26 protein-coding genes and 2 pseudogenes are annotated in these 23,278 nt (G+C 32.3%); 14 read left to right on the forward strand and 14 right to left on the reverse strand.

Annotated features, from left to right (window positions below; all coding sequences use genetic code 11):
• Positions 1–404 precede the first annotated feature (404 nt).
• Both NSS97_RS28265 and NSS97_RS28270 read right to left on the reverse strand, forming a co-directional pair.
• Positions 405–2,300 carry a M56 family metallopeptidase gene (locus NSS97_RS28265; RefSeq protein ID WP_341115029.1) on the reverse strand — a complete coding sequence of 632 codons (1,896 nt, stop codon included), beginning with the start codon at positions 2,298–2,300 and terminating at the stop codon, positions 405–407.
• A gap of 2 nt (positions 2,301–2,302) precedes the next feature.
• Positions 2,303–2,704 carry a BlaI/MecI/CopY family transcriptional regulator gene (locus NSS97_RS28270; RefSeq protein ID WP_394818279.1) on the reverse strand — a complete coding sequence of 134 codons (402 nt, stop codon included), beginning with the start codon at positions 2,702–2,704 and terminating at the stop codon, positions 2,303–2,305.
• Positions 2,705–2,890: 186 nt separating this feature from the next.
• Between NSS97_RS28270 and NSS97_RS28275 the strand changes: the two genes are divergently transcribed.
• On the forward strand, positions 2,891–4,324 hold the full coding sequence (locus NSS97_RS28275; RefSeq protein ID WP_103458706.1) for an IS4 family transposase: 1,434 nt from the start codon (positions 2,891–2,893) through the stop codon (positions 4,322–4,324).
• Between the two features lie 182 nt (positions 4,325–4,506).
• Here NSS97_RS28275 and NSS97_RS28280 read toward each other — a convergent pair whose 3' ends face one another.
• Positions 4,507–4,875, reverse strand: a complete 369-nt coding sequence (locus tag NSS97_RS28280; RefSeq protein WP_087996920.1) for a septum formation initiator family protein — start codon at positions 4,873–4,875, stop codon at positions 4,507–4,509.
• A gap of 447 nt (positions 4,876–5,322) precedes the next feature.
• Between NSS97_RS28280 and NSS97_RS28285 the strand changes: the two genes are divergently transcribed.
• Both NSS97_RS28285 and NSS97_RS28290 read left to right on the forward strand, forming a co-directional pair.
• Positions 5,323–5,598: a barstar family protein gene (locus tag NSS97_RS28285; RefSeq protein WP_002187942.1), complete on the forward strand. Its 276-nt coding sequence runs from the start codon at positions 5,323–5,325 to the stop codon at positions 5,596–5,598.
• A 107-nt stretch (positions 5,599–5,705) separates the two neighbouring features.
• The gene (locus tag NSS97_RS28290) at positions 5,706–6,119 is read left to right on the forward strand and encodes an IS3 family transposase (protein WP_157681249.1); all 414 of its coding nucleotides are present in this window, start codon (positions 5,706–5,708) and stop codon (positions 6,117–6,119) included.
• 192 nt (positions 6,120–6,311) lie between these two features.
• On the opposite strand, the gene NSS97_RS28295 is transcribed toward NSS97_RS28290, so the two are convergent.
• Both NSS97_RS28295 and NSS97_RS28300 read right to left on the reverse strand, forming a co-directional pair.
• A complete protein-coding gene (locus NSS97_RS28295; protein ID WP_002187941.1) occupies positions 6,312–6,461 on the reverse strand; it encodes a hypothetical protein in 150 nt (49 codons plus the stop codon).
• 238 nt (positions 6,462–6,699) lie between these two features.
• Positions 6,700–6,918: pseudogene (locus NSS97_RS28300) on the reverse strand (hypothetical protein); the annotation flags it as partial.
• A 92-nt stretch (positions 6,919–7,010) separates the two neighbouring features.
• On the opposite strand from NSS97_RS28300, the pseudogene NSS97_RS28305 reads away from it, so the two are divergent.
• Positions 7,011–7,094: pseudogene (locus NSS97_RS28305) on the forward strand (IS6 family transposase); the annotation flags it as partial.
• A gap of 214 nt (positions 7,095–7,308) precedes the next feature.
• Positions 7,309–8,016 (forward strand): IS6 family transposase, encoded by a 708-nt coding sequence (locus NSS97_RS28310; RefSeq protein ID WP_341114870.1) that lies wholly within the window; start codon positions 7,309–7,311, stop codon positions 8,014–8,016.
• A 144-nt stretch (positions 8,017–8,160) separates the two neighbouring features.
• Here the strand turns inward: NSS97_RS28310 and lepB are convergent, their stop codons facing one another.
• Complete coding sequence (gene lepB, locus NSS97_RS28315; protein WP_002187936.1) at positions 8,161–8,670, reverse strand: signal peptidase I; 510 nt, start codon at positions 8,668–8,670, stop codon at positions 8,161–8,163.
• 93 nt (positions 8,671–8,763) lie between these two features.
• Positions 8,764–10,881: a peptidoglycan D,D-transpeptidase FtsI family protein gene (locus NSS97_RS28320; RefSeq protein ID WP_341114872.1), complete on the reverse strand. Its 2,118-nt coding sequence runs from the start codon at positions 10,879–10,881 to the stop codon at positions 8,764–8,766.
• A 317-nt stretch (positions 10,882–11,198) separates the two neighbouring features.
• Between NSS97_RS28320 and NSS97_RS28325 the strand changes: the two genes are divergently transcribed.
• The 5 genes from NSS97_RS28325 (at position 11,199) to NSS97_RS28345 (ending at position 14,518) form a co-directional block, all read left to right on the forward strand.
• A complete protein-coding gene (locus NSS97_RS28325; protein WP_016128163.1) occupies positions 11,199–11,807 on the forward strand; it encodes a recombinase family protein in 609 nt (202 codons plus the stop codon).
• Between the two features lie 8 nt (positions 11,808–11,815).
• Positions 11,816–12,781 (forward strand): tyrosine-type recombinase/integrase, encoded by a 966-nt coding sequence (locus NSS97_RS28330; RefSeq protein ID WP_016128162.1) that lies wholly within the window; start codon positions 11,816–11,818, stop codon positions 12,779–12,781.
• Positions 12,782–13,255: 474 nt separating this feature from the next.
• A complete protein-coding gene (fosB, locus tag NSS97_RS28335; RefSeq protein ID WP_016128161.1) occupies positions 13,256–13,672 on the forward strand; it encodes a FosB family fosfomycin resistance bacillithiol transferase in 417 nt (138 codons plus the stop codon).
• Between the two features lie 132 nt (positions 13,673–13,804).
• Positions 13,805–14,053 carry a hypothetical protein gene (locus NSS97_RS28340; RefSeq protein ID WP_016128160.1) on the forward strand — a complete coding sequence of 83 codons (249 nt, stop codon included), beginning with the start codon at positions 13,805–13,807 and terminating at the stop codon, positions 14,051–14,053.
• 51 nt (positions 14,054–14,104) lie between these two features.
• Entirely contained in the window at positions 14,105–14,518 is a 414-nt protein-coding gene (locus NSS97_RS28345; protein ID WP_016128159.1) for a hypothetical protein, read from the forward strand.
• A gap of 630 nt (positions 14,519–15,148) precedes the next feature.
• On the opposite strand, the gene NSS97_RS28350 is transcribed toward NSS97_RS28345, so the two are convergent.
• Positions 15,149–15,610 (reverse strand): hypothetical protein, encoded by a 462-nt coding sequence (locus NSS97_RS28350; RefSeq protein WP_003193813.1) that lies wholly within the window; start codon positions 15,608–15,610, stop codon positions 15,149–15,151.
• A 757-nt stretch (positions 15,611–16,367) separates the two neighbouring features.
• Between NSS97_RS28350 and NSS97_RS28355 the strand changes: the two genes are divergently transcribed.
• The 3 genes from NSS97_RS28355 to NSS97_RS28365 all read left to right on the forward strand — a co-directional run bounded on the left by NSS97_RS28355 (position 16,368) and on the right by NSS97_RS28365 (position 18,129).
• Positions 16,368–16,502, forward strand: a complete 135-nt coding sequence (locus NSS97_RS28355; RefSeq protein ID WP_265324045.1) for a hypothetical protein — start codon at positions 16,368–16,370, stop codon at positions 16,500–16,502.
• 355 nt (positions 16,503–16,857) lie between these two features.
• On the forward strand, positions 16,858–16,986 hold the full coding sequence (locus NSS97_RS28360; RefSeq protein ID WP_016103653.1) for a hypothetical protein: 129 nt from the start codon (positions 16,858–16,860) through the stop codon (positions 16,984–16,986).
• Positions 16,987–17,421: 435 nt separating this feature from the next.
• The gene (locus tag NSS97_RS28365; RefSeq protein ID WP_048517288.1) at positions 17,422–18,129 is read left to right on the forward strand and encodes an IS6 family transposase; all 708 of its coding nucleotides are present in this window, start codon (positions 17,422–17,424) and stop codon (positions 18,127–18,129) included.
• Between the two features lie 179 nt (positions 18,130–18,308).
• Here the strand turns inward: NSS97_RS28365 and NSS97_RS28370 are convergent, their stop codons facing one another.
• Genes NSS97_RS28370 through NSS97_RS28385 form a run of 4 tightly spaced genes read right to left on the reverse strand, consistent with a single transcriptional unit; the run spans position 18,309 to position 20,761 of the window.
• Positions 18,309–18,737 (reverse strand): hypothetical protein, encoded by a 429-nt coding sequence (locus tag NSS97_RS28370; RefSeq protein WP_016128155.1) that lies wholly within the window; start codon positions 18,735–18,737, stop codon positions 18,309–18,311.
• A 41-nt stretch (positions 18,738–18,778) separates the two neighbouring features.
• Positions 18,779–19,114, reverse strand: a complete 336-nt coding sequence (locus tag NSS97_RS28375; RefSeq protein WP_016128154.1) for a hypothetical protein — start codon at positions 19,112–19,114, stop codon at positions 18,779–18,781.
• A 27-nt stretch (positions 19,115–19,141) separates the two neighbouring features.
• On the reverse strand, positions 19,142–19,471 hold the full coding sequence (locus NSS97_RS28380; RefSeq protein ID WP_033713955.1) for a YolD-like family protein: 330 nt from the start codon (positions 19,469–19,471) through the stop codon (positions 19,142–19,144).
• A gap of 18 nt (positions 19,472–19,489) precedes the next feature.
• Complete coding sequence (locus tag NSS97_RS28385) at positions 19,490–20,761, reverse strand: Y-family DNA polymerase (protein WP_341114888.1); 1,272 nt, start codon at positions 20,759–20,761, stop codon at positions 19,490–19,492.
• Positions 20,762–21,223: 462 nt separating this feature from the next.
• Here NSS97_RS28385 and NSS97_RS28390 point away from each other — a divergent pair, with 462 nt between their 5' ends.
• Complete coding sequence (locus tag NSS97_RS28390; protein WP_002187909.1) at positions 21,224–21,448, forward strand: helix-turn-helix domain-containing protein; 225 nt, start codon at positions 21,224–21,226, stop codon at positions 21,446–21,448.
• A 1-nt stretch (position 21,449) separates the two neighbouring features.
• On the opposite strand, the gene NSS97_RS28395 is transcribed toward NSS97_RS28390, so the two are convergent.
• Together NSS97_RS28395 and NSS97_RS28400 are read right to left on the reverse strand one after the other, a co-directional pair.
• A complete protein-coding gene (locus tag NSS97_RS28395) occupies positions 21,450–22,067 on the reverse strand; it encodes a replication-relaxation family protein (RefSeq protein WP_048517290.1) in 618 nt (205 codons plus the stop codon).
• Positions 22,006–23,187, reverse strand: coding sequence for an FtsK/SpoIIIE domain-containing protein (locus NSS97_RS28400; RefSeq protein ID WP_341114893.1), 1,182 nt, complete (start codon positions 23,185–23,187; stop codon positions 22,006–22,008). The genes NSS97_RS28395 and NSS97_RS28400 overlap by 62 nt, the downstream gene beginning before the upstream one ends.
• Between the last annotated feature and the right edge of the window lie 91 nt (positions 23,188–23,278).

Raw genomic sequence — 23,278 nt, forward strand, 5'->3', positions numbered from 1 at the left:
TTTTTTGATAAAAAAAGGAATCCTTAATATCTTAAGGATTCTGCAACAGGGAATAACAAAATATAAATAATAAAAAGAATTACTTATATTATAGTTAATATAGTAATAGTATAATATTGAGAAATATTTACATACATCCAGTATGTATTACGTAGCAATTGTAGAAATGGCTTGTTTATAGACTAGCTGTTGCTTACTATAAATTGTGTCTAAACGTACAATTTTCTTTTTTTGATATGGTGACCCCATGCCCATCAAGCTAAGATTTTACAGTACCCCCAAAACACAAATTTTATCTCATTTTTTTGTTCTATAAATTATTAATTTCTTTTAACACATGAAGATTTCTTCCAAACTCAAATAAAAAATAGAGTCTCAAGATTTTTTTCTCGAGACTCTATTTTTTATTTTAAAAAGGAAATCATGATTTTCTCTAATTCAGCTTTATTTAAAACACCGTCAATAATTACAACTTGATAGGCATTGTCCTTTCCTTTTGCAGGAACAATCATCTTCATACCTTTCATATTACTTCCAGTCATCTTAGCAAAAGTGAATTTTGCACCTTCTAGCTCATAATTTTCTATCTTATCGTTGTCATTAACTTGAAAATAAAATGGATCTTTTTCTTTTTCCATAATCGCTGATTGGTAAATCGTATAACTGAACTCTCCTTTTTTGTATCTTGAATTAATAATTGGTTTTGGCTTTCCGATTGTAATATCTGTATCAACTTTTTCCTTCTTTAGCTCATAGCCTTTTGCTGTATAAGTTGGTTTTTTGATTGGAAAATCCACTAATTTCTGCGCTTCCTCAACTGTATATCTGAAATGTGAATATATTTTTTCCCACAATGGGCCAAGAGATTTTCCAATTTCCTCCGATTTTTTTTCATCTTCTGGCTCTAAATTCCCATGGCTACCTAAAGCTACTATCTTTTTATCTATGATATACGCCTCTGTTTGCCCTTTAATCAATCGATCAAATTCATCCCTTGTCAAAAAATTTCGCGCCACTTCAAATTTTTCAAGTATAGATTCATATTGACTCTCTGAAACATGAAATTCTGTAAATGCTTGTTCTTTTGTACCAATCATCTTTTCTACGATTTGCTGAATAGGTACTTTAGCTTGTGTTTTTGTTTCTTTGATATTATTTTTCACTTCCGCTTGTTCTTTCTGTAAGTTAGTTGGTTTATCTGCACGCGCATTTAATAAAGATACAGATGATACAGCAATAATAGCAACAACTCCCAATGCAGACCAACGATAAGAGTTCTTTTTGAACTTTTTAATCATAAGAATTCTCCTTTTTAATGTTCGTTTATTTCTGCTTAAGTTCGCTAAGCTTGGTATTTGATAATAACTTGAATAGTGTTCTAAAAGGGTAATAATGGTATGACCATATGCAAGTTGTTCCTCTGAATCTATAAATGTAAGTGCAAATGCATCGCATGCCAGTTCCTGATCTTCCCGCATGCATGAGTAGGCATACCAAAGAATCGGGTTAAACCAATTTAGGATGAGTAAGCCATGCATAAGCCAATTCACACCGACATCTTTTCTTTTGATGTGAGCCAATTCATGATAAAAAATATATCGTAGTTGTTGATCATCTAATACTTTCATATGTGCACTTGACAATAATATCCTTGGTCGAAAAAATCCGAAAACAGTTGGACTTGTAATTTTTCCAGCTAAGTGGAGTGGGATATCCTGTTGAACGGACATAGATTTATTACAGCTTTCAAAGATTTTGACAATCCTTTCATCTGTAATAACAGGTTGTTTTTTTATGTAGAGAAGTAAACGCCTATTCATAATGATGGTGGCAAGACCTAGAATGATAACCCCAGCAAGCCAAATATATAAAGCGATTGTATAAAATGAAAACGTATCATCCTGTGGCTTTTTATTACTGTGCGTTTGTTTCTTACTTTCGGCTGGTTGTGTTAAATCAGATGCATAGTTATTTTCTTTTGTGACTATCTTTGTATCGCCTATATCTGTCCGCTCTTTTGTAGAAGAAACAGCTACAGGCTCTTGGTAAAAGGTATCAGGAGTTCCATTACTGTACGAAAGAATAGAGTAGATACTGTAGGAACTATTTGGTGACCATGGTAATAGAAGTCTTACAATTAATATCATCCATAATAGATACTGCCATCGCGGGGTTAACTTGTTTCTAAGCAAGATTTTGACACATAAGATTAAACCAACTAATATACTTGCCATAATGGATGTTTCTATCACCCAATCAAAAAATCGAGGTAGATAGACGTTTACAAACATATCTATCATCATTATCTATCCTTCCTCTGATTTTCCTCAGTCTTCTCATCCAGAATACGTTTGAGTTCATTAATATCTTCTGAAGAAAGTTTTTCTTCTTTTAAAAAATTCACAAGTAAAGGTTTAAATGCTGCACCATAGAAACGTTTGAGGAGCGATTTTGTTTCTACTTGTAGATAACTATCTTGCGACACTAAAGGATAATATGCATACATACGCCCTTTTTCTTGCTGGTAAGAAACAGCTTCTTTTTGGACTAATCGATTAATAAGCGTTCGAATTGTTTTCGGTTTCCAGTCCATTGTTACCTCTAGCGCTTCAATCACTTCATTCGCTGTTTGAGGAGATTTTGACCAAAGAACTTTCATGATTTCCAATTCAGCTTCCGATATTTTAGGTGATTTTTTCATTATATAAAATTCCACTCCTCGTATTACATCTGTAATCTATAGACCGATATTACAAATGTAATCATTAATTGTCAACCATATTTTGGGTTTGCAAATACATTTTCATGAAAATTAAGAAATTAACTCCAAAAAACAATGGAAATACGCTATTCTTTTTGTAGAAATATACAGAAAGGACGGCGTTTTTGTATGAATCTATCGATTCAAGATGAGTTTCATTTGTTCGCTGAAGAACTACAGCGATATCTATCTCCACATATTCTTCAACAACTAGCACAAGAGACAGGTTTTGTAAAACGTAAAAGTAAGTATGGTGCACGAGATTTGGCTGCTTTATGTATCTGGATTAGTCAACATGTAGCAAGCGATTCTCTTACTCGATTATGTAGCCAGCTTTATGCAAATACAGCTACACTTATGAGTCCAGAAGGACTTAATCAACGTTTTAATCGATGTGCTGTTTTATTTCTACAGCGTGTATTTTCCCTTTTAATCAAAAGCAAACTAAACGATACGTCTCAAATCTCAAACCAATACGCTTCTTATTTTCAACGTATACGTATTTTAGATGCTACTATTTTTCAAGTTCCCAATCATTTGGCTTCTATTTATCCTGGTTCAGGAGGATGTGCACAAACAGCCGGCATTAAGATTCAGCTAGAATATGATTTACATAGTGGAAAATTCCTCAATGTTCAAATAGAACCAGGTAAAAATAATGATAAAACCTTTGGTACAGAGTGTTTGGACACCTTACGCCCAGGAGATTTATGTATTCGAGATTTAGGATACTTTTCTCTAAAAGATTTAGACCAGATGGATCAACGAGGGGTATTCTATGTTTCACGGTTGAAATTAAATAATAGAGTATATGTAAAAAATGAATCGCCAGAATTCTTTCGGGATGGGACAGTTAAAAAGCAATCTTTATATGTTTTACTTGACCTTGAAGATATCATGCATCAGATAAAACCAGGAGATACTTATGAAATTCGGAATGCCTATGTTGGACAACAAAAATTACCCTCGCGAGTTGTAATATACAGACTCACATCAACTCAAGTTCATAAACGTAGGAAACAGCAATCTTATGTTGAAAAGAAAAAAGGAGTTACATACTCCGAAAAAAGTAAACGTTTAACAGAAATCAATGTTTATATTACCAACATACCATGGGAAATTGTTCCGATGGAACAGGTTCATGAAATTTACTCTCTACGTTGGCAAATAGAGATTGTATTTAAAACATGGAAATCTCTTTTTGGTATCAATCATTGTCACAATATTAAGCGAGAGCGTCTAGAATGTCATCTTTATGGACAGTTAATTGCTATTTTTCTTTGTTCTTCCACTATGTTCAAAATGCGACAGCTGTTACTACAGAAAAAACAAAAAGAATTAAGTGAATATAAAGCAATTTATATGATTCAAGATCATCTGTACTTAGTATATGAAGCTATACAAAAAGACACCCAAGAAGTATCAAAAATTTTCCTTCGTCTGTTTGACCTCTTACAGAAATACGGACGGAAATCCCATCGATATGAGAAAAAGACAGTCTTTGATATTTTGGGTGTCGTTTATCAGTGTACTATATCCAATCTAAAGCAGAAAACTGCATAATCTTTAAAAATACACCTTATCAAGGTTTATTTGGTATGCGTATTTTAAAAACAAATAAACAAAATATCAAGCATGTAGGCAACAAGAATGGAAGTTCATGGTATACCTAACCTTAGCTTGATGGGCATGTATGGTGACCCCAATTAGGAATTACCGCGAGGTGCTGAATATGGTTTCTTACTTTATTCAGTTGTTACAAATATAGTTTCATTCGAATCGGAAAATTGATACAGTTTCCTTGCGAACTTTAAAATATCTTCTTCGCTACCAGTTAACATTTTGAAGTCTTTCTCAATGTGTTGCCCATCTTTTTTTAAAGAAGATAATTCTTGCTTTGCCTTACCCATCATGATTTGTTTTTCTTTAATACTATCTTGTTGCTTATTAAGGGAGTATTGTACACCAAAAATCACAGGTAATATAAAAGCTAAAGCAGCTATAACACGGCGTCTTATTTTTTTATTATTAACTTGGTACGTATTAGGGTTCACTTGCTGTGATGGTATTTTGGGGTTCGATTGTTCTGATACTACTTTTGGGATGTTTCCCATTAAAAAGGCCTCCATTACTGATTGTAGAATTTAAATCGTTTGAAAGTATTATATATGTTCAATGGAAACTTTGAAACGATTTTAGTGAAAATGAGTTTTATAAAGTTGAAACAAAATCGTTATTGGATATCTTTGTCCATCCCCTCGAAATGGGGGAATAGCAAGCGAACTATAAACAAACCGCTTATAAATAAAGGGTTTTAACTACTTTTAATAATCTACATGTCAAAACATATACATTTTAATTGACATATTTCAAATAAGCATAAGTTGTATTTTTGAAATGAAAAATTCTAGATTTTTAGCTATGTCATAAAGTGTACTTTTTGACGTAGTGCATAAATTTAGCTAATTCCCCCTTTTCGGGGATTTGGGCAAAAACAACCTGTATAAGACTTCAGATCATTACAAAACGTTTACTGAAATAAAGTAGAAAGGAATTTAGTTATGGAAAAAATATATTTAGATGGACGGATGTTTACAAGTAAAGATGCACTGCATAAAACATTAAAGAACAAATTAGATCTTCCAGATTACTATGGTGAAAATGCTAATGCGTTGTGGGATTGCTTAACTGCATGGGTTACTCTTCCCTTAACAATAGAATGGGAATTTTTCAAAGAAAGCCAGAATATGTTAGGACAAGAAGCAGATTTGATTTTAGAAACATTTCAAGATGCTCAAGAAGAAATGGCGGATGAATTCTATATTGTTGTGAAATGATTAAATAAACTTAGGTAAACATAAAACCGTAGAAATAATTAATTTCTACGGTTTTTATTGTATTTATTTGAATATTTTTACAGAGTGGCCCCTCATACCCAGAATCGTTGCCGTATCCCCTTTACAATAATGAAATCGTTGCTTGGAAACTCTCACATCGCAATGATTTACAACTTGTTCTAAAAACATTAGATTTAGCAACACAAAAAAGAGATGTGTATGGAACCATCATCCACTCAGATCAAGGATTCCAATATACATCTCCTGCTTATTGGCGTATGCTTCAACAGCTAGGCGCCATCGGCAGCCATTCCCGTAAAGGAAACTGCCATGACAATGCTTGCATTGAATCATTCTTCTCTCATTTTAAATCTGAAATGTTTTATCTTAATGACTATCAAACAAAGGGAGAACTAATTCAAGCAATTGAAACATACATCTATCATTATAACTACAAACGATTCCAAAAACGACTCAATCATCGAGCTCCGATCGAATATCGAATTTCGATGGCTGCATAGTCTTTTTTACAGTTGTCTACTTGACGGGGATAAGTCCAGGAAGTCTGTCCAAAATCAGAAAGAGTTCGTCCACCGAGTGTTTGGACTTATAGCATAAAATACGATTCCGTTAGGAATCTACTATCATCCATGTTCTTCTTCATATATTTGCACCAAAACCAAATTTCTTATATTTATAAAACAAAAATCCACTTACTTTACAACTACTTTTTGTTGCGTTTGATAGAACGTATCTATCAAACGATTATACTCACTTCTCGTAATTTCTTTGTTATACAGCTTAATTAATAACTCTTTATGTGTTTTTGAAAACGCCATTTTGTCAATGAACTTAGGATACATATAACGATTCGCTCCACTTCCGATAAATAATTAGGTTTAGTTACATTATTCCATTATCATAATATAAAGTTTTCAGGGATGCAAATATTACATTAAAATAAAGTGAGTTGATCGTAGCGTATATCGTTCTCCACTAGGTGCAATAATTGTATATCGAATCTGATAGTTGCGTTGCGAGTCACACACTCAACCATTTTTCCCTCCTAAAATTAAGAATATCGTTGTTTATTATACAATTTTACAACTCTAGGTTCGCCCCACTAATTTTTGCGATATACTTCAAGCAATCTATAACAGGATATCGAATTAAAGATTTAGATTGTGCGAACTGAATTCCTTCTTTTTCAAGCAAAGAAACGAGCTGTTCAATGCTCATTTCTTTGCTTTGTATTTTGTTGAAATGTTGTAACACAATACTTTTCCACTTATATGATGGACTATGGAAATATGCTTCTCCGGGTTCTGGTGCAAACACTCCAAAACGCTTGTAAGTAACCTCCTAAACTTGGACATACTGATACTAGTACTATGAAAAAGGATGTGATTGGTATGGAAAAGCAAAATCTATTCAAGTGGAAACATTATCAACCTGATATTATTTTATTAACCGTGAGATGGTACCTACGGTACAACCGGTTCTGGTGCGAAAACTTCAAGATAATTGCAGGTAATCTCTAAATCTTGGACATACTGATACTATTACTCTAAAAAAGGTGCGTGATTAGTATGGAAAAGCGAAATTTATTCAAGTGGAAGGGTTCTGGTGCAAAAACTTCAAGATAATTACAAGTAATCTCTAAAACTTGGACATACTGATACTATTACTCTAAAAGGGTGTGTGATCGGTATGGAAAAGAAAAATTGGTTCAAATGGAAGCACTATCAGCCTGATATTATCTTATTAATGGTAAGATGGTACCTACGGTACAACCTAAGTTTTCGTGATTTGGTGGAAATGATGGAGGAACGTGGTTTATCCATTTCTCATACAACGATTATGCGTTGGGTTCATCAGTATGGTCCTGAATTGGACAAACGAATCCGACGTTACCTCAAACAAATAAACGACTCTTGGAGAGTCGATGAAACATATATCAAAGTAAAAGGTCAATGGATGTACCTGTATCGTGCTGTTGATTCGAACGGAAACACAATCGATTTTTGCCTAAGCAAAACAAGAGATCATAAGGCTGCAAAGCGCTTTTTCAAGAAAGCTTTGCGGTCTTTTCATGTTTCAAAGCCACGTGTGATAACAGTCGATAAGAATCCAGCTTATCCTATAGCAATTGAACAGTTAAAAAAAGAAAAAAGCATACCTAACGGTATGCGATTTAGACAACAAAAGTACTTGAATAACATAGTAGAACAAGATCATCGCTTTATAAAGAAGCGAATCCGTTCTATGCTAGGCCTTAAGTCTTTTGACACAGCTACATCCATTCTTTCTGGAGTAGAAGCCATGCATATGATTAAAAAAGAACAGATTGCTTTACGGAACCAGTCTGTACAAAATCAAAAAGAATTCATCCATCAATTGTTTGGACTGGCAACATAAGATACGATTCCGTTAGGAATATATATGCTTTATTCTCTTTTGTTTTATTTTTGCACCAGAACCTATATTAGCAAGTATTCATTTATTCACCCAGGATTTATACTATTCAAACCCCTGTTTTTTTCTGGGAACACCATGTACTTTTTATAAAAGCCAAAAATTGCAAGCTAACACTCCTACTATACTAGTTTTATCTATATACCCTAGACCGTTTCGACTATCCATACTTTTATAACGATTATCTCCCATTACAAATAATTTGCCTGAAGGCACTTTCCTCTCGCTAAAGTTGGAGAAAAATTCAGTTTTATTAATTAAATCTTTGTAAACATAAGGTTCTTCTTGTTTCTCCCCATCTATATAAACGGAATCGTTAACCATTTTAACTGTTTCATTGGGCAAACCAATTATTCTTTTTATGTAATAATTGGAATCATTCGGTATTTTTATAACAACAATCTGCCCATGATATAATGGGCAGATTGTTGTAGCTGCTCTATTTACTAATATATATTCTTGATCTTGTACAGTGGGGTACATGGAATTTCCTTTTACTTTATAAAAATCAAAATTGAAAAATAACAACAAAAACATCAACATACCAAATAGAAAAAACTTTAAATTAAGATTATATTCTTGTTCTTCAGATAACATATGGTTCCATTCCTTATTAATAATTTCATAAAAAATGCCGCCTACTAAGCTTTAATGTAGGGGGCATTTTTTTATTATCTTCATTCGCTTTATTTAGTTTGTTTGAGAAGGGTTATTATCCCCTGTATCCTTTTTTAATTCAAAGTATGCATCTAAAATGTCTCTACCAATCATTGAATTAATTCCACCTTTATCATCATATACCCATGGTACAACAACAGAAAATGCGACTTCCGGGTTATCATATGGAGCATATCCTGCTAAAGTTAAATTATAACAACGGATTCTTTTCCCTTGTTCATCTCTACCAACAGGATCATCTCCTCCATAAACTGTTTGTGCTGTTCCTGTTTTACCAGCCGGTTTATAAGAAGCTTTTTGGAAATAATGCACACCTGTTCCATCATCTTCTTGAAATACTCTTCTGAAACCTTCTTGTACTCGATCAATATATTCTTTTTTCATATCTACACGGTTCAATACAACTGGCTCCATGGATTGTACAACTTTTCCAATCTCTTCTTCTTTCACTGTATGCTCTCGAATCTCTTGCACAATCTGTGGTTTCATTCGATATCCCCCATTTGCAATAGTTGAAATGTATTGTGCTAACTGCAATGGTGAATACGTATCATACTGTCCAATAGCTAAATCTAGTAAGAAACCTGGCTGATAATTTTCTTTACTCACTTGTCCAATATCTTCATTTGGTAAATCTATACCTGTTGGAACACCTAAACCAAATTGTCCAAAATAATATCTCATTTTATCAAATGTAGCTGCTGTAATATTTAATGAGCTATTAGGTACATAATTTATGCCTGCAATTTTTAAAGCTGTATTGAACATGTAAACATTTGATGAAACTTGTAACGCTCGTAGGTCATCAATACTTCCAAAATCCTTCCAAGATTTTTTGGGTTTTGTTCCTTTAAAATGCATTGGTGCATCATGAAAATATGTTCCTGGCGTTATGGAACCTGTCTCAAATCCTGTTAAAAGTGTAGCTCCTTTTACGGTAGATCCAAGCTCATAAGAGCTAGTCAATGTACCTAAAGCATAATCTTCTACTTTTATATTCCCATCTTTTTTCACTAATTTTTTTCCAGCCATGGATAAAAGTTGACCTGTTTTTGGATCCATCATTACAACAAACGCTCGGTCTAATAGTGGTTCTGAACCTTTAAACTCTTTTAAACGCTTTTCAATAATCTCTTCAACCTGCTTCTGTAATTTCATATTGATTGTTAATGTTAAATTTTTTCCACTCTTCCCTTTGGAAATAATTTCCGTTTGAGTAATATTTTTTTCTTTGTCAGTAATATTTCGAACTTCAGCTTTTTCTCCATGTAATACGTCTTCATATCGTTGTTCAATATAACTTTTTCCAATGCGATCATTACGATTGTAACCACGCACTAAATAAGAGTCTAAATTTTCTTTTGGAAGCCCTTCTTCAGCACTTGTAATATTTCCCAATACCGAACGGAATAAATCCCCATTTACATAATTACGATCCCAGTCTGTTGTTGCATCTACCCCTGGGAATCTTTCTAAATTCTCACTTATTATTGCGTATTCTTTCTCGGTTGCGTTCTTTTTTATAACTTGAGGTGTCATTTGATATCCTGAACTCATTTTACTTTTAATAGCTAATACTTTTAGGTCTTCTGGCGTTAATTTACTTAGTTCTTCATCAGTGACACGTTCTCGTCTCAATTTTTCTATTTTATTATCAAACCCTTTTCCCTCAATATTTTTTGCTCTAAGTTTTTCTTCGTCTTGTTTCGTTATTTTTTTTTGGGCCTGTTCTTTATTCATTTGCATCCAAAAATCTTTTCTATCTGTTTCAGTTAATTTATTTATATCTTCTTCGGATATTTCAATTATATTTGAAAGGTCTTTAGCTACTTTCAGAATATCATCGGATTGTATACCTTTCATTCTTGTGTACGTTATGGCACGAATAGCGTTATTGTTAACAACCTTTTCACCTTCTCGATCAAAAATCTGTCCACGTGGAACGGGGACACTAATGGTTTCGTTTTCTTGTTTTTCAACTATATTTTTATAAGATTCTCCATCAACGAGTTGTACTTTTCCTAACTGAAGAATAATAGTTGAAAATAGTAAAAACACACAAAAAAACAGTGCGTTTAATCTAAAAGTAACTTTATCTTTCTTTGTTTTATTGGGCTTTTCTTTGCTCATGTAAACCTCCGCTTTAATAATATTAAATCCAATACTTTTACTTAAAATATACTAAATAATATATAAGGATAAGTAAAGTTAAATAAATTTAAAGAATTTCTAAAGTATTACCTGATTTTATTAATATATATTTTTTAAAAAAGAGAGCACTTATACATGCAATCAACTTAAGAAACTTTGATACCCCTAAAATACATCTCATCACTTCAAAAGGTCTAAAAACACAATTTTGAAGTGCTAATTAAATAAATATACCTTTTGAAGTGTTTTTTGTTATAATTTTATTAGAAGCATTTTTGAAAGGATGTTTATTTATTTTGAATACAAGAAAATTTGGATATATAAGAGTTAGTAGCCGAGATCAAAATGAAGATCGTCAACTTGAAGCGATGAAACAATTCATTACTGAAGAACGAGATATTTTTATCGACAAACAAAGCGGAAGAAATTTTAACCGTGAGCAATACCAACTTTTAAAACGTATGTTAAGAAAAGATGATATTTTATACATTCATTCCCTAGATCGTTTCGGAAGAAATAAAGAGGCTATCCTTCAGGAGTGGAAAGATCTAACCCAAAACATACAAGCTCATATTGTTGTATTAGACATGCCACTTCTAGATACAACTCAATATAAAGATAGTTTAGGGAATCTTATTACGGATTTGGTACTCCAAATCTTGTCCTGGCTTGCTGAAGAAGAACGGACGAAAATAAAAACTCGCCAACGTGAAGGGATTGAGGTGGCAAAGAAAAAAGGAAAGCATTTAGGGAGACCGAGAACCGAAATAACCCAAGAATTCATTGATACTTATAACCAATGGAAAGAAGGAGAGATTACAGCGCTATACGCTATGAAAAAGTGCAATATGACTAGCCCTACATTTTACAGAGTGGTCAAAAGATATGAGAATAGGGAGGGATAAAAATCAGTATGATTACAAGAGAACTCCAAAATACAATACAAGGCTTTTCCACTTATTTATTAAACAAAGGCAGAAAACCTTCTACAATTAAGCGCTATATCTACGATGTAGAAAGTTTTATTCAATGGCTGCACCAATCAAAAAGGTTCTCTAAAGATTATATTTGGGAATCACTACACAACAAAGATTTTGAAGCATTTTTTGATTATTTAAAAGAAGAACGCCAATACTCCGACAAGACCACACACCGTATATACATCGTCCTAAATAGATTGTACGAATACTTAGATTTACCAAGCCCGATAGAAGGTATCATACGTATAGATCCACCTGACCGGTCATTGCGTAGTGAGGATTTCATTTCTACTCAAGAAGAGAAGCGTTTAAAAGAAGTTGTCGCTTCATTAGAAGGCCTGACAGAAAGACAACAATCAGCACGCCCGATGATCTTAGAACGAAATATCTCTATCGTTTCATTACTCTTGGACTATGGATTATCTTTACACGAGCTTGTTTCTTTACAAATGAGACACGTTCATTTCGAAAGCAATACGCTATCTATTCCTGAAGACTCAAAGATAAATCGTACCATCCATTTGAAAGAAGAAGACAAATTACATTTATATAATTACTATAAAACCATTCCTGATCCTGTTCGTCCTAAATATCACAGCTCCGATCCACTATTTGTTGCCTTTGACTTTACTCGTGGGACATACCATTGGAGCTATGACGATGATGCACCGAAATTTCTAACTGAAATCTCGGTACAAAAAATGATTCGTTTAGAAGTGAAACGTGCCAATCTTCGAAAGGGAATTTCCGCCCAACATTTTCGGAACACCTTTGTTTTAAGGGAAATTAATCAGAAAAACACACCTGAACATCTCATGCAAAAAATTGGATTTAAATCTCACTTATCCCTAAAAAGATATTACGATTACTATAAGAAAACCGAAGTAAAAACAAATTAGAAATTGGCACTTAATATGTAGTTTTTATACACATACAGGCTTTCAATTATTTTAAGGAGGAAGAGAGGATTTATAATGAGAAAAAACGAGGAATTATATTATATACATGAATATACCTTACGAGATAAATTCACTAAATCTATCAAGATTGAGCCCTGACGCTCATTAAAAGAAGAAATGCTAGTTTTGGGCATAAAAGACAGTGACATCTTTCAAATTCAAATGATAAAAATAGAACATAACAAAAAATAACATAGCGCTATATGGGGTCTCGCCACATGCCCATCAACTTAAGAATTTTATAATGCCCCAAAACAAAAAAATGTACATCTTAATCTTGGGATGTTAATCTTCTCGTCTTGGAGTATTTGCTTTCCCTAGCTAGCTGGTGATAGGTCTGTACTCCTAGTAGAAAAACGTCTTTTTACTTATAACGGGATATATAACTTAATCAATTAACAAGGAGAATGGAACATGATACAAAGTATTAACCACATTTGTTTTTCAGTTGCAAATCTAGAGAAAGCTATTGATTTTTATCAAACTATACTTCAAGCGAAATTATTAGTAAAAGGTAGAAAGTTAGCTTATTTTGATTTAAATGGTTTATGGATTGCTCTAAATGTGGAAGAAAGTATACCAAGAAACGAAATTCAGTGCTCTTACACACATATAGCTTTCACTGTAACAAATAATGAGTTTGATTCTTTAAAAGAAATATTAATTCAAAATCATGTTAATATCTTACCCGGACGAGAAAGAGATGACCGAGATAAACGGTCTATTTATTTTACAGATCCAGATGGTCACAAGTTTGAGTTTCATACTGGTACTTTACAAGATCGTTTACAATATTATAAAGAAGATAAAAATCATATGACTTTTTACTGATTAAAAAATCTAGTAAAATACTAGCTTTTCGCACTTCTGATAATGAGACGTTATGTTAACCTCACATGTATAAGATATAAAAAGGAGAATCTAAGTAAAGTATCGAAGAAAATCACGAAAAGAGGGATACTAATGGAAAAATATTTTGAGGAAGCACATCGTTTTTGTTCTCATAATAGAAACCTCTTAGAAAAGGATATTATATGTGGTTGTTTCCACTGCTTAAAAGTATTTAGTCCTAAAGAAATAACAGATTGGTGGGAAAAGGAAGAAGATACAGCAGAATGTCCTCATTGTGGAATTGATTCGATTATCGGGGAAAGTTCTGGGTTTCCCATCACAAAAAAATTTCTAGTAGAGATGAATAAGAGATATTTTTAAAGATTTATTGACTACCGACTTCGGAAATTATGTGAACTAGGAGATGATATTTTGGATCTCATCGAGATTGATTTAGAAGACGAAATGACAAAAGAAATGTTTATTAGAGTAATTAAAGATATATATCCTTCAGGGTGTTATATTTACGCCCTCATCCCTGAAAACGAAAATGAATTATTAAGTTATTTACCAGAATCTTTTGTAAGAGCTACTAAGATTAAAATGAACAGCTTTCCTAAAAGTTATGGGGTTGCTGGTTATATAAATGATATAAATTATGAATTTGTTTATTATTTCTATGAGTATGAGCACCTGATCGAATATGTCTTTTCTGCTTCTGAATTAACGGAAAATTTATTTAAGGAATTAAAAAGTTGGAAAGACTTATATAGTTATTTTGAAGAGAAGCGAATCAATCATTTGTCTATGGGTCCTGATCAACAATGGTTGTTGCATTATACTTAGATAAACTTTCAACAATACTCGATTTTTCTAGATTTCTAGATAGATTGACTGCTGATAAGTGGGGTTATGTAAACTTTTAATATGGTTTTTAATCTTTGGACAGGATTAAAATTGTTAAATAAAAATTATTTATACAAACTAATCCCTTATCTATAATAGATAAGGGATTAGTTTAATTTTGTTGTATGGTGTAAACAAAATTGAGTGTCATAATATATGGTAACATGGATATTTATGTGTTTTTTAAATTTTATTTATTCTAAACAAACAAAAAGAACTAGTATCATACTAGTTCTTTTTGTTTGTAGATCCATATTTAAGTAGTAGGGTACTACATATAAATCAATACAATATTAGAAGTAAAAGGATACCAACCTTTGTACAGATTAATTATAGCATAAGTTTTCAGAAAAAATATATTTATTAGTTGGTTATTTATCCCTTGTTTTATCTTGTTTTGAATGTATACTTTTGTCAGTGGTTTTGGGGAAAATGAGTAAGTTGTAATGAAGTTAATAAAACCAAAGATTTGAAAGTAAACTAATATGCAAAAGTTTACTTTCATAAATACAAAAAGAATCCCGGGATTCCAGCATTCTTTTTGATAAATCAATAAGATATATTATTTAATTATTGAAAAGGAACGTCGTATATAAACCATGTTCCATTTTTTTTATACATATGGAATTGGATATCTTTACCTTTCCATCGTGGCATATTAATAACTGCAGAATCTTTGTGAGCTTCGTTTATTATTACGGATGATCTGACAAACTTAAAAAATGAGAGCATTTGTTCATGGAGTTCAAGTCTTTCTTTTAAAAATTGTTTCTTTTCTTCAATCTTTTCTTCATCATTTTTATAGAAAAGGTAAGTTGTTTCATAATTTTTTTCTTGTATTGAATGTAAATATAGTCTTACTACTGTTTTAGGGTTTTGATCTTTTAATGTATAAATATCTTGAGTTTTTTGTAGTTTATTATATAACTTTTGTTCTGTATGATTTAAATCTGTTAAATACGGTGAAAGAGGAAATAAAATCCAAAGAAGAATGACTACTAAAATAAATAAACCTATTTTTTTCTTATTCATTATACAAAAGCCCCTCATTTTATTATTAAAAATATAAGGATATTTTAATGTATGTAATGGGGTTTTGCTAGGCTTTTTATTACAAATGGATTTTCTTTGTTTGCTTTTTATTATTTACGGTTTTGAATAAGATAAATTATTTTGTGAATGTAAATTTATATCTAAAAGTTTACTTTCGGTAATAACAAAAAAGTCCCTTCATAATGCTAAAGGGACTTCGCTCACACAAATGATCTGCACATCAATTCACTTTTGATATACAGATCATTTGTATGATAATTTTTATAAATAATTGCGGAATAATGAACTTACATTACTGCTTTTAAAAGTTCTTGTACAAATGGAATGATTCCACCTACAAATTTTAAAACTGCCATTGCGATTGCCATATTATTTCCTCCTCTTTTTTCGTATTAAGGTATGATAATTTTTATAAATAATTGTGGAATAATGAATTTACATTACTGCTTTTAAAAGTTCTGTTACTAATGGAAGTACTCCACCTAAGAATGATAAAACTGCCATTGCGATTGTCATATTATTTCCTCCTCTGTTGTTGATGCTAAGATGTGATTTATCTTTATGCTTTTATTATAGTAAGCGCTTACATTTTTATCAACACATTCTTATATGCAATATTGCATATAGGGTAATATTATACATTTAGACAAAAATTAGACCTCTATTAGTCATTCTTTAATGGTACCATAGCGAGGTGAGAGTCTTTAAGGGTTCTCCTTAATAGGAGGAAACGGATATGGAAAGAGTGCAAGCGATTATTGACAGTAATCTGAAATTCAAGAGCTGGGTTAAACAGGTACTAGCTATAGGCGGAATGTTAGGGTTCTGCTACTTGGTATTATATGTTTTATGTTTCTTATTTGTTATGTAAATATATACAACTATACTAGTGAAGCCTTACCTATAGAGGTAAGGCTCTTTTGTTGTATCTGAGGTGAATTTTTTTGGAGGTACTCCAAAATATTGGGTTGATGGGCATGTGGTTCTACTTCTATCACTGAAAGTAAACTAATATTCAAAAGTTTACATTCATAAATGATAACAACAATCTAATTATTTAAGGTTAATTTAAGGTTTATTTTATAGATATTTCCAGTTTGCATATTATAATTATAATATTAAGTTACGAAGTTTGAATTGGATGGATTAGATACATAATATAGCTGCTTTTTTGTTACAAAATTTGTTGTTTTAATAAATTAAATATACAGAAGGAGATGAGATAAATGAAAGCACATGAATTAATTACTGAGATACAAGATAGTTATGATGGCAATCCTAGTCAAGATGCTCAAGTTTTTATTTTATTTAGCTTTTTATTATTAGTATTTAAGTCTTTAAAACCAACAAATTAGTGAAACTTAGATGAAATGAAAAAGATAGCTTATTCAGTTAAAGCTGTCTTTTTTTGTGGTATTTGAAAGTAAACTTCTAATAAAAAGTTTACTTTCAGAAAAGAAAAAGAGTCCTAATTTAATAGGACTCTTTTTCTTTTATAAGTATTAAGAAATAAATAATTGTCTTAGCCAAACCACCTAGTTTTGTCGATTCAAACAATCCGCTTTTTTATATTCAGTTACGTTAAGGAGAATCTTTCTGGTAGAATGTGGATAATAGGATTGATATATAGTGAAAGGTTGGGGCGTTTTAATGATAAATAATATAAAAGATGCTTTTAGTTTTTTAATTGATATTTTTGGTTCCGGTGCGAAAACTTTGAAGTATATGAAAATGTTCTATCAAACTTGGAAATACTGATAGTACTACTCTATAAAAGGTGTGTGATCAGTATGGAAAAGGAGAATTTATTTAAGTGGAAACATTATCAACCAGACATCATCTTGTTAACTGTACGTTGGTACCTACGGTACAAATTAAGCTTTCGTGATTTGGTGGAAATGATGAAGGAACGAGGGTTATTCCTGGCTCATACAACTATTATGCGATGGGTACATCAATATGGGCCGGAGTTTGATAAACGAATTCGACGTCATCTCAAACAAACGAATAACTCATGGAAAGTAGACGAAACATATATCAAAGTAAAAGGACAATGGATGTATTTATATCGTGCCGTTGATTCTGAAGGAAACACGATTGACTTTTATTTGAGTAAATCTAGAAATCATAAGGCTGCAAAGCGATTCTTCAAGAAAGCCTTGCGGTCTTTTCATGTCTCAAAACCTCGTATCATCACGGTTGATAAGAACCCTGCTTATCCAATCGCTATCGAACTGTTGAAGAAAGAAAAAAGGATAACAATAGGCACCAAAATCCGAAGGATAAAATATTTAAATAACATAGTAGAACAAGATCATCGTTTTATTAAAAATCGTTTACGCTCTATGTTGGGATTTAAATCATACAAAACAGCAGCCTCTATATTGAGTGGCGTTGAGGCCATGCATATGGTCAAAAAAGAACAAATTGATTTGCAGGACCAGTCCGTCCAAAATCAGAATGTTTTTATCAACCAGCTGTTTGGATTAACTGCTTAACATGTGATTCCGTTAGGAATCCTTAATTCTTTTTTATTTATCATCTTTTTGCACCAGAACCATTAATTCTAAAGTGTTTTTTAGATATTAGATCTTGCTAATTAATATAGGACTCTATTTATATATCAAGCTCATTAATTGTATATCGAACATCTGCTAATTTTGAATAGAAGTTATTTTTAAGCCCCTGTGAACCAATAAAGTGCAAAATAACTTTCTGCCGTTTCCATAACAAAAAATACATCATTCCAGTCTGGTTCATAAGCATATGCACATCTGATTCCACTACGAGGAAATTCAATAGGTTTGATATAAGGAGAATATCTGTTTTTCACTTTTGAAAATTCTTCTTCGGATATCATTTTCAATTCTTTTAGTTCTGCCCTAATTCTCTCTTCGAACTCCTCCATAGTCATTTCTATCACATTTTTTCCTTTATACCAAAACCAATGCGTGTTTCTCCGTTCAATGAATAGGCATTGTACTGCAAACTCCTCCAAATTATTAATGCTGTCGTAGTTATTTTTTATTTTGGTATGTTCAAAAACGTATATTGTCTCTTCACATCCCCCTATTAATTCATCATCTTCAAATACAAAATATTTCATACTTACCAACTCCTTTATTAATATTTTTTGCGCTTTATGTATTACTTCTTGCCAAAAATATTATTTAGTCCACTAAGTAAAAGTGCCAAGCCAGAGAATAGATAAGCTGTAATTTGATTTACACACACAAATAAACCTATTGCAGATACAATCATTAAAAATCCAGCCTCTTTACATGAACTCTTGGCTTTTATAAATCCAAAGAATCCTAAAATAGAAAAAAATGCTCCCATACAGCCAATAGTAAGGCCTTTTTCAGCTCCTTCTAACCGTCCCATTTCTTCAGCTAATCTCCCTAGAAACAAAATGACTAATGAACATAGAAATCCTAGTAGTGCACCAATCAGCCCAATTACATCTTTACCTGTTCGTTTCAATATAACTACCTATCCTATTTTTTCAATTTATGTATATTTTATATCTGTAATATAATTGATGTTAATGCATAGCACTTTATCATGCTTATCAATAACTCTTAACTCATTTCGAGATGTATCATAATAATGAATATACCCTATTTCCAATTGTATTTTTTTCTGTTTATGATAGAAAATGCTTACTTGCTTATTTTCAGCAATTGCACAACACACAATATCATTTATAAGCTCTAATTTTTGTTCATCTAAAATAGGAATCGGTACTTCATTTTGCTTATCGTATAATTCATTCAGCCCTTCAAATTGCTCTTTTATTGCTGAAAACGGAGCCCATCGCATCATACCTCTATCATCAATCATGATCTGTATTCCTCCTTATGCTTTATGCCCACCTATTTTTCCGTTTCTTTCCCTTTGTGTAGCACCTTTAATGTAACTAATACCTCTCATAATTGAATTTTCACCATGCTTATGCCGTATACTATCCATTGTTTTTGCTAATTTCCTTTTAGTATCTTTTTGAGAAGTATCTTCAAACAATGACATTTGAATTGCATCATCCCTGGTCAAATTTTTCAGTGTAATATGTATTTGGCGCACCGGATGACCAGAATGAAATCTTCTTAATAGTTGCAAAGAAGCCTCATACACATCTTCTGTTAAGCATGTTGGTTGGTCTAATGTAATCGCTCGTTTAAATCCTCCACCTATGTATTTGCTATAGCCTATAGAAAGCTCAACCGTACGACAGCATTTATCTATAGATCGTAAGCGAAAACAGGTTTCTTCAATTTGTTCTAGAAGGAGTAATTTTAATTTAGTTGGGTTGAAACAATCCTCTAACAAGATTTGTCCTTTTGTTATAGAGGTACTTTTAGGAATGTATTTATTTGCAATCCGGCTCTCATCAATACCATATGAGAAGCAATATAACTCTTCCCCTTTTACTTTGCCAAACCGCTTAATTAAATGCTCTTTAGGCGTTTTTGCAACATCCTTTAAGGAAAATAGCCCCATGCCGTGTAATGCCTCTTCAGTAGCCGTTCCGATTCCCCATACTTTGTGTAGAGGCTTGATTTCCCATAATTTTTTCGAAACATCCTCGTATGACCACATAACAATCCTTGATTTTGAATGTTTACTTTCCACATCTAGAGCAACCTTCGAGAGAAATAGGTTAGGTGCAATTCCAATAGATGCAGTTATACCCGTTGTATCATATATCTCTTTTTGAATTCTTTTAGCAATTACAATTGGATCACGTCCGAAAAGGTGCGCTGTTTGTTGCATATCTAGAAAGCATTCATCTATTGAGTACACGTGTAGATCCTCTAACGCTACATACTTTGTATAAATTTCTGTAATTTGATTTGAAATTTCAACAAATCTTCTCATTGTTGCATTCACAATAATAATGTTCGGATCTTTTGGGATTTCGTATAATCTGGTTGCTGTAGAAATCCCTAATTTTTTCAGTTCAGGAGTGGCAGCCAACACAATAGATCCATTTCGATTTACGTCTCCAACAACAGCTAATTTCACTTTTAATGGATCTAATCCCCTCATGACACACGCGCAACTGGCAAAAAATGAACAAAGGTCTATGCAGAGAATCATTCGACTCATGCATTTTGAATAGTCAAACATCGTTTTATCCTCCAAAATAGAACATTTGTTCTTATTATAAACCCATTGTTTTGCTTTATACAACCATTTAGAAAATATTTTTTTATTATCGATATGGTACGTGAAATTATATATATGATTCTTCAATATTCGACCACCGAACAATATAATATCTCTTAAATTATTAAACTTGGTTTCATTACTTCATAAATTAAAAAAGCCTAAACCCTTATGTACCAATGGATTTAAGCTTTTAATTTTATAGGAATACCCTTTGCAACAAGTTGCCATTAGAATAGTGTATCAGCAACTTGTAGCTACTTATATGAATGCTAGATTCCACAAAATTATTACATATTTTTTTATTTTTATTTCTTATTCAATATTATGCTCAACTATTAATAAAATTCCTATTTTTAGTGACTTTTAAAAAATGGGATTATTGGACAAACTGTAAGTAAAACACATAAGGAAGTGAATTTGATGAATTGGTATTCTAAACCTAGATCAGCTTTAGGGCGCTTTTTAGATAGACACAAAATTACACAAGAAGAACTCTCTTCAAAAAGTGGTGTAACTCGTTCTACTGTCAGTCGATTGTGTAGTTTGGACAGCGTATCACCGACAACTAAGAATTCAAATCGCATTATAAAAGCTTTAAGGAACTTAACCGGAAAAAGTGTAGATTCTACTGATTTTTGGGCGTGAATTAACTAAAAACATCTTCCATCACAAATGTTCTCATAAATACATTTTGCTTTATAGCATATTGTTCTAATTTGGATTGCCGATAGTCTGATAATGTGAAAAAGATAATTACTGGAACAATAGCATTCTGTCTTTTGTAGATATCTGTTATATGGCCATATAACTGTATTTTATGTTCGTTTGCCTTCATATGTTGCATACGATCTATTTCAACAAAATGGGGAACATTATCCTCAAAATACGTTGCGTCAGGAATAATCTGATACCGCTGACCATTGATTGAAAACTCGATAGGTCTTTCTGTTTTCCATTCTGGAAATCCAAGCCACATCCAGCTTTCGTTTCGCATTAATATGTGCTGTAATTGACTACTTTTCTTTACTTCTTTTGTAATGCCTAATAAATCCCGTCCCTTTTTATTTAAATAATATACGTGTTCACGAGCCATTTTTGTAATATGACAGTACGGATGCATATCCTTTAATACACGATTTGCATTTCGAATGCTTCCTAGACAGTGGATGGCTTGTAATTGCCTCCTAGTTGCAAAATCTAGTTTACTCAAAGTGGATAAAATCTCGATTTGTCTCGTTTTCTGTTTGAGTGTTTGATGCCTCATTTTGTTTCACCACCTTGTATTTCTTCAATAGACTCCACATATCTTTATCCTCCAAATAAGGTACTTGGATTTCTTCTGTACGATCCGTTTTAAACAATGCCCTTCCTGGAAGGGAAGGTAAATCCTCTAGCCCTGGTTCATCTAAAGCAACTTGTGAAGCGACCGCTGTTGGTAATCGAAAGCCTATTTTCGCATCAGCATTTTGTTTAATTTGTCTTGGTAATGTATCAGAAGTAGGATATTGCGTACAAAATATGAGCCGGAATCCTAAACCACCTCCGATTCTTGCGATTTCAGATAACATCTCCTGGCACAAAAATAATACATCACGTTGTTTTTTAGGTAATCCTTGTGTGGGACAAAGATTTGCTCCTTCATCTACTATGATGAAACATCGCTCTTTTATGGATGTATCTATGATATTAGTAAAGTAGGACTTCTTCATTACTTCAATTTGTTTAACCATTTTCTCACGTACTTTAGCCAACATTTCTAACGCCTGTTCCGGATTTTCAGCTATTTCTATTACTTGGGACAAATTCTTGTAGGGGCTAAATTCTAATCCTTCCTTCAAGTCAATAATAAAAAAACTTACATGTTGAGATTGTTGTAAAATCAAACTCGTCATCACATTTTTTAGAAATACTGTCTTTCCAAACCGTGTCATACCCGACACGCACATATGCGGTGTTTTCTCGAAATCATGATACACATGTTTATCTAACGCTTTCCCCATCATAACTCTCCATGTATGCTCTTTTAATAGATCCTTAGACCAATTCCACATTTCAGGTATCTGTTGCTTAAATACGCGAATATGAAGCTCTCTTTGATGGAACGATATTTTAACAGGTTTATATAGGCCTTCTTCTAATACTTCCGATAACTTTTGGATAAGTTGACTAGGTACACCAAGTGGTAACTTGTAAACATAATTCATACTTATATCATCTTTAATTTCTTTTATAAAAATGGGGTATTGTAATTCACCTTTATGTTGAACACATATCTTTGCAATTTCAAAAAACGTTGCAATTTTTTTCTTATCACTCATTCCGTTACTTTGATAAAAATAAGCTACAGTTATAAAGGTTGCTGGAATTAATAAAAGTGACAACATTCCCTCCATACCTCCTTAAGGTAGTTGAGCCTGTATGGAAGCTTAGAAAAAGCGGTTTAAGATGCGCTATTATAATCACTTTCAACTACCA

The sequence above is a fragment of the Bacillus sp. FSL R12-0074 genome (assembly GCF_038005725.1).
Classification (GTDB): domain Bacteria; phylum Bacillota; class Bacilli; order Bacillales; family Bacillaceae_G; genus Bacillus_A; species Bacillus_A mycoides.